At 49.1% G+C, this 15,917-nt stretch carries 16 protein-coding genes; 9 read left to right on the forward strand and 7 right to left on the reverse strand.

The genetic code is table 11. The features are described from left to right. Window positions 1-26 precede the first annotated feature (26 nt). The 6 genes from PAHA3_RS22730 to PAHA3_RS22750 form a co-directional block, all read right to left on the reverse strand. Window positions 27-974, reverse strand: a complete 948-nt coding sequence (locus PAHA3_RS22730; RefSeq protein ID WP_062836932.1) for a TetR/AcrR family transcriptional regulator — start codon at window positions 972-974, stop codon at window positions 27-29. A 217-nt stretch (window positions 975-1,191) separates the two neighbouring features. Next, complete coding sequence (locus tag PAHA3_RS31115; protein ID WP_268801827.1) at window positions 1,192-1,323, reverse strand: hypothetical protein; 132 nt, start codon at window positions 1,321-1,323, stop codon at window positions 1,192-1,194. Window positions 1,324-1,530: 207 nt separating this feature from the next. Beyond that, window positions 1,531-1,845 (reverse strand): DMT family transporter, encoded by a 315-nt coding sequence (locus PAHA3_RS22735; protein ID WP_062836933.1) that lies wholly within the window; start codon window positions 1,843-1,845, stop codon window positions 1,531-1,533. Next, window positions 1,845-2,186 carry a DMT family transporter gene (locus PAHA3_RS22740; RefSeq protein WP_017691902.1) on the reverse strand — a complete coding sequence of 114 codons (342 nt, stop codon included), beginning with the start codon at window positions 2,184-2,186 and terminating at the stop codon, window positions 1,845-1,847. The genes PAHA3_RS22735 and PAHA3_RS22740 overlap by 1 nt, the downstream gene beginning before the upstream one ends. Then, window positions 2,183-2,806: a TetR/AcrR family transcriptional regulator gene (locus PAHA3_RS22745; RefSeq protein WP_062836934.1), complete on the reverse strand. Its 624-nt coding sequence runs from the start codon at window positions 2,804-2,806 to the stop codon at window positions 2,183-2,185. Before PAHA3_RS22745 ends, PAHA3_RS22740 begins: the two co-directional genes overlap by 4 nt. Window positions 2,807-2,932: 126 nt before the next feature. Further along, window positions 2,933-4,408, reverse strand: a complete 1,476-nt coding sequence (locus tag PAHA3_RS22750) for a phospholipase D family protein (RefSeq protein ID WP_062836935.1) — start codon at window positions 4,406-4,408, stop codon at window positions 2,933-2,935. Window positions 4,409-4,665: 257 nt separating this feature from the next. Here PAHA3_RS22750 and PAHA3_RS22755 point away from each other — a divergent pair, with 257 nt between their 5' ends. The 9 genes from PAHA3_RS22755 (at window position 4,666) to fni (ending at window position 15,287) form a co-directional block, all read left to right on the forward strand. Continuing rightward, window positions 4,666-5,622: a MerR family transcriptional regulator gene (locus PAHA3_RS22755; protein ID WP_235599534.1), complete on the forward strand. Its 957-nt coding sequence runs from the start codon at window positions 4,666-4,668 to the stop codon at window positions 5,620-5,622. 267 nt (window positions 5,623-5,889) lie between these two features. After that, a complete protein-coding gene (locus PAHA3_RS22760) occupies window positions 5,890-7,440 on the forward strand; it encodes a phytoene desaturase family protein (protein WP_062836937.1) in 1,551 nt (516 codons plus the stop codon). After that, a complete protein-coding gene (locus tag PAHA3_RS22765; protein WP_062836938.1) occupies window positions 7,437-8,900 on the forward strand; it encodes a phytoene desaturase family protein in 1,464 nt (487 codons plus the stop codon). The genes PAHA3_RS22760 and PAHA3_RS22765 overlap by 4 nt, the downstream gene beginning before the upstream one ends. After that, window positions 8,897-9,769, forward strand: a complete 873-nt coding sequence (locus PAHA3_RS22770; protein ID WP_062836939.1) for a phytoene/squalene synthase family protein — start codon at window positions 8,897-8,899, stop codon at window positions 9,767-9,769. The genes PAHA3_RS22765 and PAHA3_RS22770 overlap by 4 nt, the downstream gene beginning before the upstream one ends. Continuing rightward, on the forward strand, window positions 9,769-10,536 hold the full coding sequence (locus PAHA3_RS22775; RefSeq protein ID WP_062836940.1) for a carotenoid biosynthesis protein: 768 nt from the start codon (window positions 9,769-9,771) through the stop codon (window positions 10,534-10,536). The genes PAHA3_RS22770 and PAHA3_RS22775 overlap by 1 nt, the downstream gene beginning before the upstream one ends. Next, complete coding sequence (locus tag PAHA3_RS22780; RefSeq protein WP_062836941.1) at window positions 10,505-11,266, forward strand: lysophospholipid acyltransferase family protein; 762 nt, start codon at window positions 10,505-10,507, stop codon at window positions 11,264-11,266. The genes PAHA3_RS22775 and PAHA3_RS22780 overlap by 32 nt, the downstream gene beginning before the upstream one ends. A gap of 1 nt (window position 11,267) precedes the next feature. Beyond that, window positions 11,268-12,416 (forward strand): glycosyltransferase, encoded by a 1,149-nt coding sequence (locus PAHA3_RS22785; protein ID WP_062836942.1) that lies wholly within the window; start codon window positions 11,268-11,270, stop codon window positions 12,414-12,416. Next, window positions 12,413-13,894, forward strand: a complete 1,482-nt coding sequence (locus PAHA3_RS22790; RefSeq protein ID WP_062836943.1) for a phytoene desaturase family protein — start codon at window positions 12,413-12,415, stop codon at window positions 13,892-13,894. Before PAHA3_RS22785 ends, PAHA3_RS22790 begins: the two co-directional genes overlap by 4 nt. 325 nt (window positions 13,895-14,219) lie before the next feature. Further along, window positions 14,220-15,287, forward strand: coding sequence for a type 2 isopentenyl-diphosphate Delta-isomerase (gene fni / locus PAHA3_RS22795; protein ID WP_062836944.1), 1,068 nt, complete (start codon window positions 14,220-14,222; stop codon window positions 15,285-15,287). Between the two features lie 150 nt (window positions 15,288-15,437). Here the strand turns inward: fni and PAHA3_RS22800 are convergent, their stop codons facing one another. After that, on the reverse strand, window positions 15,438-15,890 hold the full coding sequence (locus PAHA3_RS22800; RefSeq protein WP_062836945.1) for a hypothetical protein: 453 nt from the start codon (window positions 15,888-15,890) through the stop codon (window positions 15,438-15,440). Window positions 15,891-15,917: the final 27 nt, after the last annotated feature.

The following is a 15,917-nucleotide window of genomic DNA, read 5'->3' on the forward strand; positions in this document are numbered from 1 at the left end:
TTTCTTCTCCTCTCTGTTTCTCCTGTTTATGTGTGTGACGAGTCAGCTTGGATGAACCGGCTATACATGGCATCAAGAATATGCTGAAGCTCGGAGTGCAATGGTTGAATGGCGGTTATGTTCTCCAGATTGTGCATCATGCCCAGAATAATGGCACGCCGCGGCGTGAATTCCATCATCTCCTGCCTGAGAATGGCAATGGTCTCAAGTACATCATTCTTTGGTTGTCCAGCAGGCAATTCGGAGGCAGCGATATCCTGCATTTGCTTAATAATATGAATAGGATGCCGCATCACTGTGGAATCCGGATGGGGTTCGGTAATCCAGGCAGGCCATTCTTCCAAAGGAATCAAAGGCAAAGGTCGCTGCTTAAGGAATCCGTGCGCTGCATAGTCCATCATTTGCAGTAAATTTGTTGCCATTTTGGTAACAGTAAGGGACGGCATCTCCGTAAACCAGATCTTGACGTAGGAGAGGAACAGCCCCTGTGTCAGCAAAATAAGGTCAATCGTATAAGGTTCAATCTCTGATCCATACTGCTCCTCCAGCTTATCCTTAAACCAATGTAAGGTGCGGACCTCCAGATCTCTTTGCAGCGGATGGCATTGTTCCTTGCGTTGCTGTTCATCATCCATCATCATGCTGCGCATCTGTACTCGCAAAAATTCCTTGAGCTCGGATACATGGATGAGCAGTGTCTCAATCTGCTTTTGCAGACGTTCTCGCGAGGAAAGGCTGGTTTCATGCTCAATCTGTGTCATCTCGTCCATTAGTGTGTACATGCAATACTCTAGAGTACTGGCTTCTAATTCCTCTTTGGATTTGAACATGATGTAGAGGCTGCCTTTGGACATCCCGCATAATTCTGCAATCTCTTGCATGGATGTTGCAGCACTGCCTTTGGATGAGAATAACTTGAGTGCTGTAGTAATGATGAGCTTTTTCTTCTCATTCATCTCATGTATAGGGTTCATTAACGATACATTCACCTCATCAGGGAACTTGTGAGTTCTTGAATTGACTTTAAGGTCAAACCAAGTATAAACGATCTGGTTGAAGGAATTCAAATGGGAGTAAATTGGGAAATGTGAGCGGGTTAAGAAGGGATATCTGTAAAGTGACATGAGGGTAAATCAAGAAAGTAGGTATAACCAGTAAGAAGTTGCAGTCTGTATGTACGATATTGATAAGCTAGTTTTCTCCAGTGAAGGCGTACAAAGCGAGTATAATAATGACGATAAGTGCAATGAGATAGAAGATAGCCATGGCGATCAGGAGGGTATACCCTGTATATGAACCTATCCGTGCCAAAAACTTTCTCATGATTACGACATCCTTTCTTACGTTTCAGAGTTTAGAGAGGTTCCCTATTTATATCATTCCCCAAAAAAGACGACTTTCTGATCGAAGTCGTCTTTTTTGTATTACAAAATTTAATAGATATCATAATGGAAGCTAAGAATTACACGATACAGCGATCGGAAAGTGGTACTGCAATCGGAGATATAAGCGTGTAATTCAGTTGTTCCGTTACGTGATGAGCTTCAGCCCAACGGCTGCAACCAAAATCATCGCGATGAACAGGATACGCTTCGCTTCTTTCCGTTCACCGAACAGGAACATGCCTGTTAACGTACTACCGACTGTCCCGATTCCTGTCCACACCGCATACGCTGTGCCCATCGGAATGGACGTCATGGCGTAGGACAACAGCGAGAAGCTGAACACAAACGACACTAGCATCAGTACGATATAAGGCCATCCTTTGCGAGTAGAAGCACCATTAATACCGATCACGCCGAAAATTTCACATATCCCTGCACCTACAATTGCCATCCAAGCCATTATACTGCACCTCCTTTGGCTTCTTGCTGATCTGTAACCAGCTTCAGTCCAATTACGCCGCAGAGCAGCAGCCCGATGAGCAATACTTTGGCCAAGCGGAACGGCTCGCCGAACAGTACCATTTCCGTAAGGACCGTACCCGCCGTACCAATTCCAGTAAAGACGGCATACACCGTACCCACAGGCAATCTTTTGGAAGCGGCAATGATCAGTCCAAAGCTAATCACGATGGCAATCCCCGTCAAAGTCCACTCCCAGGCATTCGAGGCATGTTTCAGCCCGCTTACCCAGACAATCTCAATAATTCCACCGATAAATACATATAACCAGTTGCGGTTCATGTTGTTGAATCTCCTTCCGGCACAACGCTTTGTGCCTCTTCGTTCAAATGATGAATGCCATGCCAAAATACAGGCCAGGATGCTTCCAACCGTCTCTTGTACCGACGTGAACTTCCATAGATAATCTCCACGGTAATGCCGTCGAGAAACGTCATGAAGGCAATGGCAGCCTGTTCCGCGGGAATGGCTGGAATATCTCCATTACGCATTGCCCGTTGTAGCAGACGAGTTAGCGCGCGTTCCATTCCGTCGATAAACGGATATACCAGATCCATCACTTCGCTATACAGGTAAAGTGGTGGGTAGAAACAATTGCGCAGCATCAAGCGAGCAGAGGCGTGGGCATTGTACTCTTGTTCAAACCAGACCAGCAAACCCTTCAGCCTGTGCTCCAATGGCATGTCTGCATGATCACGGAAATACTCCAGCGTGTGCCGCTGCACTTCTTGAAATGCAAAGGCCAGTGTGTGTAAAAATAAGTCATCCTTACAGCTAAAATGTGCATATATGGACGGTTTTTTAATCCCGACTTCATCAGCAATAGCTCTCAGAGAAGCCCCCTCATAGCCATCTCTCGCAAAATGGAACAGGGCTGCATCCCGAATGGATTGTGCAGTCATCAGATCACCTTCCTAACGGTCGTTAGGTAATTATATTTTCACACTTCACATCGCCTGTCAAGATGAAAATATCCGCCTGCACAGTAGAGTACAGGCGGATATAACAGGTATGAATGTGGTTTCTGATCAAAAGGTCGTAAGACCCAGAATCAGTTGCAGCTTATATAGGACACCTTTCAAAAACGTGGTCTTCTCCTGAAACTCATCCAGGTCTAACGTGAACTCGGCATCATTATTATTCCAAATCCGTTCAAAATAATTCGCGATATCAAGCGTGAACTTATTGTCTGGAGGTGCAGCAACCCATAGATCATTCTCCAGATTGTAGTCATTCATGTTTCGGGGTGTGAAGTTGGTTGAACCGCCAAGGACAATATGATCCCCGGTTGCTTTGGCAATATAAATCATCTTGGTATGATACTGCTCCTTGGTGGTGTTATACCAGCGGATCTGAATTTTACCGTCGGATTTATCATGCAATTCGGCGGCGACAGGACGGTTCGGAATGCCGATCTTTTCCTGACCAAAGGCATTTTCATTCGGATCAAGTACAAGTCGGATCTCGGTTCCTCGTTTTGAGGCTTCCAGCAGGGCTTCCAACACTTTCGGAGAGGCCACATAGAACATGCCCATCCATAAGGTGTCACCTTTGCCTGCTTGGTTGATCTCATGGAGTACAGCGTCATTCACTTTGCCTTCAGTTAAATAGCGAATGCGTAAGTCTCCCGTGTTTGAATCCGTGGAAGGGGCCGTGTATGTCGGAACCTGGCCTCCGCCTGAGATATCCAGTACAGCTTGCTCTGACTGAAGGATATCCCCAATGATTGGACCTGTTACTTCAAAGGCAATGTTCGAGTGGTAGGCACTCGCATCATGAATATTACCAGAAGAGACAATGGCCTTCTTCTCACTAACAACAACTTTGCGATGATTGGCCTTCACATTGAGCAGCTTGAGATAGGAACGTACTGTTACATCCGGACCGTCCGTGGCCATCAGGTTTTTGATCCATCCATCTCCGGATTGACCAAACCATTGGAAGAAGGTCCGCCAGACCGCAGAGTATACTGGAGTTGAATCACGCAGAGGGTCCACATCGGTAATGACCACGTGAATGCCTGCTTGTGTCATTTGTTCCAGCAACGGATTGGGTGCTGAGTTATAGTTGGTATTTACTTCATCTGTAATGAACCAAATGTCCATGTCCGGGTGCTGATTTTTTTTGGCGACCAGCGCTTCGGTGAATTCTGTACTTACAGGTGGGAAATTCTGTCCCTTATGCTGATAATTATTGAACAAGAACATATCGACCAGGACAAACTGTTCTGCTTCCTCGACAACCTGCATCATGCGCTGGAAGATCTGTTGTTCGTGCTGCATCTGTCCGTCAGAGGAAGGATAAGTGAGATCATGCAGGAACTCGACTTGATCCACACGGTACTCTGGACTTTCATAAGAAATGCCTGCTGGTAATGGTTTGTAGGTCTGATAGAGCATGACGGCGATGAGCCATAGTACCAATAGGACGAGACCTGTTCGTATGTATGGAAATTTGCCGCGTGAAGACTTGCGGTCTGATGTATGGCGGCGTAATGAGACCAACGGTGGACTCCCCTTTCTGTGCTTGCTGACTTCTATTACCACACGGATGTTAACGTTGACGCAGTATAGACCGGAAGGAGAGCAAATATATCCGTAAAATGCAGATTACAAAATTGGCAGGATGCAATCGACAGGTCTGTGACCGTTGTGTATAATGAGTGTATTATTTTTGTAGAATGTTGGGGTTTTCATATGCCTGACAAGGACGGGGAACCAATGAGATAACCTGTGTATTATGGACACATATAGGAAAGAAAGTGGGTAATAAAGTGTATTCCATCAAACAAGTCGCTGCCATGCTCGGTATCCCGACGGTAACGCTACGGGCTTGGGAGAATCGGTATAGTGCGGTCACCCCTGAGCGGACGGAATCGGGTTATCGAATGTACACCGAAGAGAATGTTGCGGATCTGCGCTGGTTGAAAGAGCAGGTAGAGCTGCATCAGACCAATATCTCGGAAGCGGTACGGATGTTGAAAGTAAACAAATTAAATCCGCCCGAGGCTGTGCCCACGCCGATCATGGCTCCGGTGCCTACGATGGAAGAAGCCTATGCACGCATGGCAGATCAGATCTATGACTCGCTCTACAACTTTCAGGGTGAACGTGCCAATGGTCTGATCGATTTTGGTTTTACCATGTATGGATACGACTCGATGTTCTATCATGTGCTGGTGCCCATTCTGGTTCGGGTTGGAGATGCATGGGAGCAAGGCAGGGCTTCGGTGGCGCAGGAGCACTTCATGACACAGCTGATATCACAGCGCTTTTATCAGTTTTTCCATCTGTTCCCGATCTATCCTCATCTGCCCAAAGTTCTGGCGTTGTGTCCGGAAGGGGAGCATCATCAGGTCGGGTTGCTGCTGTTCTCTCTCTTTATGCGCAAAAATGGAGCGGAAGTACTGTATCTCGGTGCCAACACGCCAGAGGAAGGCATCTTCCCGATTATCCGGGAGCAAAAGATCAAGTTGGTCTGCCTGTCGATCACAAGTCCAGGGCTTCTTGAAAAATGTGATCAGCTCGTCGAGCGGATTATGAACGAGTTCCCGCATATTCGCTTCGTACTTGGGGGCAAAGGCTATGAGCGTGCAGAGCATGCGCGTTATCCCCAATGGATCATGCCTGAGAACTCAGCAGATTGGCAGTCATGGATGGAGCGGGAATATCTTGCAGAGCGACCACCTGGTGCGCGGTTCGGACAGGCTAATAATTAAACATAATCTCATAATGATATGAATAGGTTAGTGTATAAAGGACATCCTTTGACGAAAGTGATCAAAGGGTGTTTTTTGTGTTTATAAATGGATTAGTAGAGTATTTTGACCGACGGGTCATTTTTTGGTTTACAAGCCCGTATAATATTTGTATTATATTTGTATAATGTTTTTGCTAGTTACCCGCTTAAAGTGTTCTTGAGCGGTTTAATAATAGGTTAGGGGCTAGAGAACTATAGGAATTCCCTACATAGAAAGGTGAGTGGCATGATACCGAATCAACAACGCAAACGTGCAGCTGTCATTGGCGCAGGTCCAGGTGGGCTTGCAGCAGCGATGCTATTGTCCGGTCAGGGATACGAAGTAGATGTGTATGAGAAACAGCCAGTCATCGGGGGACGTTCTGCCAGACTGGAGCTGGGCGAATATCGATTCGACCGGGGTGCAACGTTTTTGATGATGCCACAGCTGATCGAAGAGATGTTCGATGTGGTGGGACGCAAATTATCCGATTATGTGGATATGAAAGAGCTAACCCCGCTGTACGCACTGAACTTTGGTGACAAGGTGTTCAAGCCTTCTCGTAATCGAGAAGATACAGCTGCACAGATTAAGCAATTGTTTCCGGGCAATGAAGACAATTACCTTCGGTTCATGCAAGAAGAAGAAGTGAAATTTGGCAAAGTCATGCCTTTGCTCCGTCGTCCTTTTGGCAAGCTGACTGACTATTTGCGCAAGGACGCGGTAACAGCTCTGCCCAAGCTTGATGTCCACAATACGGTATATGGAATCTTGTCCCGCTATTTTACAGATGAGCGTCTACGCTGGGCCTTTACATTCCAATCCAAATATCTCGGCATGTCTGCCTGGGATTGTCCGGGCACCTTTACCATACTATCGTTCATTGAGCATCACTACGGATTGTTCCACCCCATCGGCGGTGTGAATCGGATCTTCCAAGCCATGGCTGATGTCGTGGAAGAACACGGAGGACGCATACATACTTCCACTCCAGTGAAACAGGTCATCGTTCGCAATGGTCGTGCAGAAGGTGTCTTGCTTGAGAGCGGTGAACGCATCGAAGCGGACCATGTTGTTGTGAACGCCGACTTCGCACATGCGGTGAACCATCTGTTCGAACCGGGTGTACTCAAGAAATATACTCCGGAGAAAATGAAACGCAAAAAGTACTCCTGCTCGACAGCAATGTTGTATCTGGGCGTGGATGGTGAAGTGGACCTGCCGCATCACTCAATCTATTTTCCCGAGGACTACCGGTTGAACGTCGACGAGATTACGAAGCACAAAATGCTGTCTGCCGATCCATCTCTATATATTCATAACCCTTCCAGACTCGATTCGACGCTGGCACCGGAAGGAAAATCTGCATTATATGTTCTTATGCCTACGCCTAACCTTACCGCAAACATCGATTGGGAGGCAGAACGTGAGAATGTGCAGGAGGCCATGATGAAACGTATGGAAGGCATTCCTGAGCTGGCCGACATTCGCAGCCGTATTGAAGAATGTATGTTGTTCACTCCACTCGATTGGGAGAATGAATTGGATGTGTATCGCGGAGCCACGTTCAATATGGCACATAACCTGGGTCAGATGATGTACTTGCGTCCCCATAACCAGTTTGAAGAGTTGAAAAGTGTATGGCTGGTGGGCGGAGGGACACATCCGGGCAGCGGGTTGCCAACGATCTTCGAATCGGCACGGATCAGTGTCAGATTGATCCAGGAAGAGGACGCGCGCACACGCTCTAAACCATCCTCTTATGTGAAGACGGTGGAAGCCGGGGGGCATTCATGAAGCGGGCCGCTATTGTAGGTGCAGGGATTGGCGGACTCACTTCGGCACTGTTGTTGAACCGTCAAGGGTGGGATGTCACCGTGTATGAACGGGGTTCCCGCGTTGGCGGACGCATTGGATATGAGCAGGACGGGGAGTACAGGATCGATCAGGGTCCGACCATTGTACTTCTGCCTGAGATGTTACTTGGTATCTTGGAGGAGGCAGGCGTAGATCGATCGAAGATTGAGCTACTTCGCTGTGATCCGCTATATAGAGTGCATTACCATAGTGGTCGTGTCATGACCAAGATGACGTCACGTGAGGAGCAGACGGCGGAGATTGAACGTTTGTTCCCGGGAGAGAGCCGGGGATTCACACGGTTCATGAAAGATATGGACACGTTGTTTCCGGCAGGACGGGCAGCTTTTCTGGAAAGGGCTTTTCCACGCAAAAGGGATTTCTTCACACCTTCTCTCATGTCACTCATGGGCAGATTGCGTGCCCACAAAAGTGTCAGGAAAGCAGTAGGCGATTATTTTGAGCATGAAGAATTGCTTGATGCGTACTCTCTGCAAAGTCTATACATCGGTGGATCACCGTTTGGGACGCCAGGTATCTATTCTCTTTTGCCTTACGCTGAGCATGAATATGGCATCTGGATGGTCAAAGGCGGATATGCAGCATTACCGGCTATTCTGGAACAGGAACTGATATCGCGTGGTGGACGTGTCGTGCTAAATTCGGAAGTTACAGGGCTCACCATTAAAAATGGTGTGTGTGAAGGTATAGAAACGGCAGCAGGCGCAGAAAATGTGGATGCAGTTATCTACAATGGCGATTTCCCCCATCTTTCGGGTTTGCTTGGTCAGTCCCCAGAGGTGGCGCGGAAAAGAAAGCCGTATCGTCCCTCTTCAGGATGTGTATTGCTCTACGTTGGCGTGGACAAAACCTGGGAAGATGCTACGACACACCAGTTCTTCCTGCCACCGAGTCTAGAAGGTAGTTTACAGGAAGTCTTCAATCAGCGACGCATTCCGGCAAAGTCCTCATTTTACGTATTTAATCCGGTCGCATTGGATGAAACTGCAGCGCCTCAAGGACAGAGTGTATTGTATTTCCTCATTCCCGTACCCGATGCCGAAGGTGTCGACTGGGATCAGGAGAGCGAAGCATTGGCAGAACGTGTACTGGAAGAAGCGGAACAACGGGGATTCCCGGGACTTCGTGCAGCGATCAAGTGGAAAAAGGTGCGTACACCCGCTGACGCAGAGCGAGACGGGCTCTATGGGGGCGGAAGCTTCGGCATTGCGCCAGTGTTGTTCCAGTCCGGTGTATACCGACCACAACCCAAACCATTTCCCAATATACAGGGATTATATGCCGCAGGAGCATCTGTACATCCTGGAGGCGGAGTGCCGATTGTGATGCAAAGTGCACGTATGGCCGTCAATCAACTCATGAAGGAGATGGGAACATGAATGAAGCGATTTTGAGCAGGTGTGAAGAGTTGATGCAAAAGGGTTCTTCCTCTTTTTATCAGGCCTTTAGAGGGCTGCCTAGTCCACGTCGGGAAGCGGTATATGTCATTTATGCCTTCTGCCGCATGATTGATGACAGTGTAGACGAGCCGGAGCATTCGCCCTATACGATTCACGAAATCCATGATTTGTTTGATCAGTTGGATGACGCGGAAGGACATTTTATCTGGCCAGCACTGAGATGGTTGTTCAGCAGTTTCCCTCATCTGGATAAGGGGCCATTCTTCCGTCAGATGGAAGGGCAACTCACGGATCTTAAAGTAACGCATTATACAACAATGCAGGAACTGGAGCATTATTGTTATCTGGTAGCCGGAACCGTAGGTGAGATGTTGTTGCCTGTATTGCGGGATGATAACGGCGCGGAAGTAGCCATGAACGGGATTGCTTTGGGTAAAGGAATGCAGATCGTCAATATTATTCGGGATGTTGGTGAAGATCGGGCCAGAGTGCGCCGATATGTTCCGCTGGAGATCATGGAGAAGCATGGTTATACCGAGCAGGACTTCGAAGACGGGATCGTGGACGAGCGCTTTATTGCCATTGTTCACGAATTAAAAGCGGCAGCATTGAACTGGTTCCGTATTGGCATGGATCGTCTGGATACGTACCCAACGGAAAGTGCGTTTTCCATCGAGCTGGCAGCAGCCTTTTACTCCACCATTCTACACGCGGTTGAACGCAACGACTATGACGTATATACCAAACGGGCCTATGTAAGCGATGAATTGAAACTGGAGATGTTGGGTGCGATTGTGAAACGTTATCCGATGCTGGCCTTCCAAGCTTCCCGAACGGCGGTATCCTGATGGTCCAGTGGCTTTACTGGGCATGGTATGTCATTGGAGCCGTCTTGATGCTGACGATCGGCGTGCCTGACGTATTATCCTTTTCGAATGGTTTATTTCTAATCTTCTATGCGCTGTATGTGCTGGATCTGATCTACCAAGGGCGTAATCGGACAGGTCTGTCCGACCAGTCAGTCATCTGGCTGAAACCCGGACTCTGGATAGCGTCTGTGATCATCTGGCTAGGAGGTATGGGCGTGGAGTGGGTAGGGGTTCATACCCATTGGCCTTTTGGTGAGTATGCCTACTCTGACTTCTTCGGGATTCATCTGTTCAGTGTGCCAGTTACGCTGGGTTTCGCATGGATCGCAGTGGTGGGTAACTCGGCGCTGTTAAGTGGTGGCGGTTCAACCTGGACTGGAAAACTGCTTCGAGCAGTGAAGACCGGGTTCTGGGCAATTGTCCTCGATCTGGTACTCGACCCTGTTGCACATGCGAGAGGATTCTGGGAATGGCAGGCTCTAGGTGGTTTCTACGGTGTTCCGTGGACCAATTACATAAGCTGGTTTATCATGGGTGCATTCCTGTCCCTCTTCCTTCCGGCCATGCCTAATGACCGTAGCTCATTGCTGCGTGCCAAATGGCTGTATCAGCTGTTTATTCTTCTGTTCGGCCTACTTGCTCTCAAGGAAGGGATTACAGGCAGCTTTATCATCGCCATTGCTGGTGTGCTTCTTGCCGAAGGGAGCTGGCTATATGATTCGCGCCGTAAAATCAAAACCGTTTAATCAGATTTTTTCCTTATACAATCACTATTATCTGCTGCGTCGGCGCTTCCGCTCCTTCACTCTATCGGGGTCACTGGACCCGCAGGTGGATATCCGGGACAACTCCCCGATTGATCCCACTCGCCCGGTGATCTACTTCATGAACCACAGCTCCTGGTGGGATGGTCTGCTGCTCTATCATGCGGCCAGGCAGACATCGCGAGGAGATCATTATGTGATGATGGAGGAGCAGCAGCTTCAGCAATATGCTTTTTTTCGTAAATTGGGTGCGTATTCGATCAATAAGGAGAGTGCGTCCGGTATTCGGACCTCTCTACAGTACACCAGTGAGCTGTTGAATTCGGGCAAAAGGGTCTGGATTTTTCCACAAGGAGAAATTCTGCATCAGGAGGCCAGACCGATTCAGTTCCGTCCAGGCATCGGATTGTTGCTTCGACGCTCCCCGAATGCCATCGCCGTACCGGTAACCTTGTGCCATGGGATGGTCCAGCATGATTTACCGGAAATATCGATGTGGGCGGGCTCTCCTGTGGTAGAAGACTGGAAGGCATGGAAGAGTGAAGAGATTGCCTCCAGACTCGGCAGTTTGTTGGAACAGCAGTTAGACGATCATAGATCAGAGCTTATACGGATGGGGCAGGGAAGTTTGCCAGATGCGCTTCCGCTGATTCGTCATGTACGTTCGACAAGTGAAAAATACGATGCGGCACGAAAGCGGGTGAACCGTTAGGATGAATGCATCTGAAATATTCTGGATTGTGCTTACATGCATACTGGGCATACAGTTGCTGTTCGCTCTATGGAACGTCTCATGTCTGCCCAAAGTGCGTTCATTTCGAGCAGACCAAATACAACCGCCCGATCTGTTGGTCTCGGTGCTGATTCCAGCCAGAAATGAAAGACTACATATCGAAGGATGTCTGGAAAGTGTGCTCGCGAGCGATACGTCGGGATTCCGGATGGAAGTATTGGTGCTGGATGATCGCTCCGAAGATGAGACAGCGGCCATGGTACAAGCGATTGCGGATCGCGATGCACGTGTGCGTCTGCTGCATGGCGTCGATCTTCCCGAAGGCTGGATGGGGAAATCCCATGCGTGTCACAGGCTGGTTCAGGAGGCCGAGGGAGAATGGTTTATGTTTGTGGATGCGGATGTGCGTCTGGAGCCAAGTGCCATTCGGCAGACTCTGGCAGCAGGGTGTGAGCAGAGCGGGGGGCTGGTAACCGGTTTTCCTTATCAAGTAACAAAGACGTGGATGGAGAAGCTTGTCGTGCCGATGATGGTCTTCACCATCATCAGTCATCTGCCCATTTTCATGATACGCAGATCATCCAGTCCGATGTTTGTGGCCGCTACGGGGGCTTTTTTGCTGATTCATCGCTCCAGTTACGAAGCATCCGGCGGTCATGCTACCATTCAGGCGCATCTGGTGGATGACATGAGTCTTGCCAAAGCAGTCAAGCGTGCGGGTCATCCGGTGATGCTGATAGACGTGCATGATGTAACAAATACCCGCATGTATCAGAACGGGGCAGAAGTATGGAACGGATATAAGAAAAATATGTACGAAGGTATGGGACGCAAAGACGTACTGCTGCTTGGCACGATGTTGATCTATACACTGATGTATATTGTGCCTCCGCTGGGCTTGATTATTGGACTCATGATGGGCAGTTCGATGTTCATTCTGTATGGATTGATAGGCACTTTAATAGGTATGGCTGTGAAAAGAGTAGCGGATCATGCTGGCGGACAACCGTGGTGGCTCGCCCTTCTGCAACCGGTCAGCATGGCCTGTGTCATTGCCATCGGACTTGCTTCCTGGCAGGCAGGCCGCTCCGGCAAGGGGTATGTATGGAAAGGTAGGCGGTACAGTTGAGAGGTAACGTCATTATTATCGGTGCAGGATTTGGAGGTCTGTCGTGTGCGATAAGACTGGCTTCACAAGGTGTGCAGGTGACCATTCTGGAACGGCAACAACACGTAGGTGGCAAGCTGCAACAGATTGAGCGGGACGGGTATCATTTTGACCGGGGACCGAGCACGATCACGATGCCATCCACCTTTCGTTCAGTGTTTGATCACGCGGGTGTAGCGATGGAAGACTACGTACAGCTATATGAGTTAGAACCGCGCACGCGTAATATATTCGCAGATGGCACAGTGGTAGATTTGTCAGGCAACCGTGGGTGGATGAAGGAGCAGATCGCTGCGTACAGTCCGGAGGATGCAGCTCGTTATGATGCGTTTATGGATGAGTCTGCTGCACTGTATGCGGAAGCCAATCGTCATTTTCTCGGTAAGTTGCTGCTGTCTCCTTCTGACAAATACAATCTTCAGATGCTGCGCAGCCTGCTCCGCGTGCGGCCAACGGTGAAGCTGGATAAGTTACTGCGTTCGTATTTCCAGCATCCGCACACGCTGGCTATGTTCGGGCGGTACGCAACCTATGTGGGATCATCTCCGTATCAGTCTCCTTCCATCTTTGCCATGATGGGTCATGTGGAAGCAGATGTGGGCATCTACGGGGTCAAAGGTGGAACCTATCAACTGATCGAAGGAATGACCCGGCTGGCACAGGAAAAAGGTGTGCAGATCATTACCGGCACTGAGGTCCGGCAGATTGTTGTTCGGAATGGCAAAGTGGCTGGCGTGGATACGGATCAAGGCTTCCGGGAAGCCGATCAGGTGGTTGCCAATGGCGATGTACTTAGCGTGAATCGACTGCTGCTCGCACCGGAACATCGGAAAGAGATGAGCGATGCCCGCATACAGAAGTATGAGCCATCCATTTCGGGATTTGTGACGCTGGCAGGTGTGCGAAGACAGTATGATGCACTACTGCACCATACGGTTTTCTTCCCGGAACGGTATGAACCGGAGTTCGACCATATTTTCCGTGAACGTAAAATGCCCGATGACCCCACGATCTACATCTGTTACTCCGGTTATTCGGAAGCAGGCATGGCTCCGGCGGGAGCAAGTAACCTGTTCATTCTGGTCAATGCCCCCTACTTGTCGGATTCATGGAATTGGGAGCAGCAGACGGAACGTTACGGAGCGTTTGTGCTGGAACAGTTGGCAGGACGGGGAATTACCGGGTTGAAACAATCCGATGTGCTGATCCGGTACACGCCGCGAGATATCGAACGGGATACTTTGGCGCATCAAGGGTCGATCTACGGCATCTCGTCCAACTCGGTGAAGCAGACCTTCATGCGACCAGGCAACCGAAGCAAAGATGTCCAAGGTCTCTGGTACGTCGGCGGAACCACGCATCCAGGCGGTGGAACCCCGATTGTGACGTTGTCCGGACAGCTTGTTGGTGAGCAGTTGGCATCAGAAATCTTGAGATAAGCTCGTTGTGCAGGATGATGGAGTGAAATGTGTTCTGTTGATCCATGTGCGTGTGCATCGTCTCTGCTAACCAGCTTTGAAGCTGCGACGGAAGATCCGTGTTTTTGAGTAGGCATGAATAGCGGTGCCCTGAGGATCAAGTGAGACATTTGGTAGCAGGGCATCCTTTCAATAGGTGGATTGGAACGTTATACTGGATAGAGTTAAGTGGTAATGCTAATAGAATTGATGTTTTTGTCTTTTGCAAAAGACTTATATACATAAAAGCTAGGAACAGGCAGGTTATCCTGTCGATCCGCACGATTCTCACATAGGAGGTCTCATCATGAATGAACAAGAGCGAGCCGGCGAACGGCTGCTTCCCGAAGTGGCTACGGGAGAACGGAAGCTGGAACACGTGCGCCTCTGTCTTGAGGAGAATGTGGCAGGACAAGGGGTAACCAGCGGCATGGAGCGGTATGCGTTTCGTCATCATCCACTGCCGGAACTGGATTTTGAAGAGGTGCATCTGGAGACTTCGTTTATTGGCAAAAAAGTGCGCACACCCTTGCTCATCAGTTCGATGACGGGTGGAAGCAAAACAACAGGCGCCATCAATGAGCGCCTCGCCCGAGTAGCAAACGCCAGAGGCTGGGCGCTCGGCGTAGGTTCGATCCGGGCTGCCGTGGAGCAGCCGGAACTTGCAAGTACCTTCGATGTGCGGCGCTGGGCACCGGACATCCCGGTCATTGCCAATCTGGGTGCGGTGCAGCTGAACTATGGCTTCACCACGGCTGATTTCCAGCGTGCCGTAGATATTGCCGGTGCGGACATGCTCGTGCTTCACTTGAACACGTTGCAGGAAGTCTTCCAGCCGGAAGGCAATACTAACTTCAGCGGATTATTTCAACGGATTGAGAACTTGTGTCGTGAGCTAGACGTACCTGTTGGCGTGAAAGAAGTAGGTTTTGGCATCGATGGCGTGACGGCGAAAGCCTTATATGAAGCGGGTGTCGCGTTTATCGATGTAGCCGGCGCTGGAGGTACAAGCTGGGTGCAGGTGGAGAAGTACCGCAACAATAACCCGGTACGCCGAGCGGCAGCGGAAGCTTTTGCCGACTGGGGCATTCCCACAGCGGAGTGTATTCAGGAAGTACGAGCGCTGAATCCTACTGGTGCTCTGATCGGCAGCGGCGGACTGCACACTGGCGTGGATGCGGCCAAAGCCCTCGCGCTCGGGGCAGATCTCGCTGGTTTCGGTCGATCTCTGCTCGAATCCGCAGTAGCTTCCGATGATGCGCTGAATGAGCGGTTGGAACAGGTCGAATTCGAGCTGCGTACCGTGATGTTTGGCATTGGCGCAGGGCGAATTGAGGATTTGCAGCAGACGTCACGTCTGGTGGAACGGCGTTAGGCCGAGGGTGAAAATGAAGGTGATATAAGCTTAATTGGGGCTCTTTAATTATATATTTTGAGTCTACTCATATTGCTTCCTATATAATCTGGAACAAAAATAATGTAGAGGATACTTCATTAAGAAGTGTCCTCTACACTATTTTTAATATTAAAATTGGCGGGCACTGATATTCATATCCATTTTATGCCCTGTTGAACTATAGATATATACTTTGACGTTTGTTGTTCCTATGACACCTATTCTTGTTGTTTTTTGAGTCCCTCTCTTGATTGGAATGTCAATTGGGGAGAGACTGCCCACGGTAATTTTGGCATAAACAGTATCCGTACTAGTATTGTTAATCCAAAGATTAGAAGTCTCTCCATTGTCAGGATCCAATGTGAAGGATTTTTCGTATGCATTGTAACTGCTGTAATTGAATGGTCTGATAAGCTGTATATCCATTGGAGTAACAATCGGATCCTCAGTGTTCTCCACAGTGATTGGAGAGGTGGTAAGAGCATCTTGCACTCTATCCTCTAATTCAATAGCACTAGCTGGATGTGCAGAAAGTAATATAGATAGAGCTAACCCTGCACCTAAATTTACGTTAAATATCAATCTGATTTCCTCCTTTATGCTAGTGGT

The sequence above is a fragment of the Paenibacillus amylolyticus genome (genome assembly GCF_001570725.1).
Lineage (GTDB): Bacteria > Bacillota > Bacilli > Paenibacillales > Paenibacillaceae > Paenibacillus > Paenibacillus amylolyticus_A.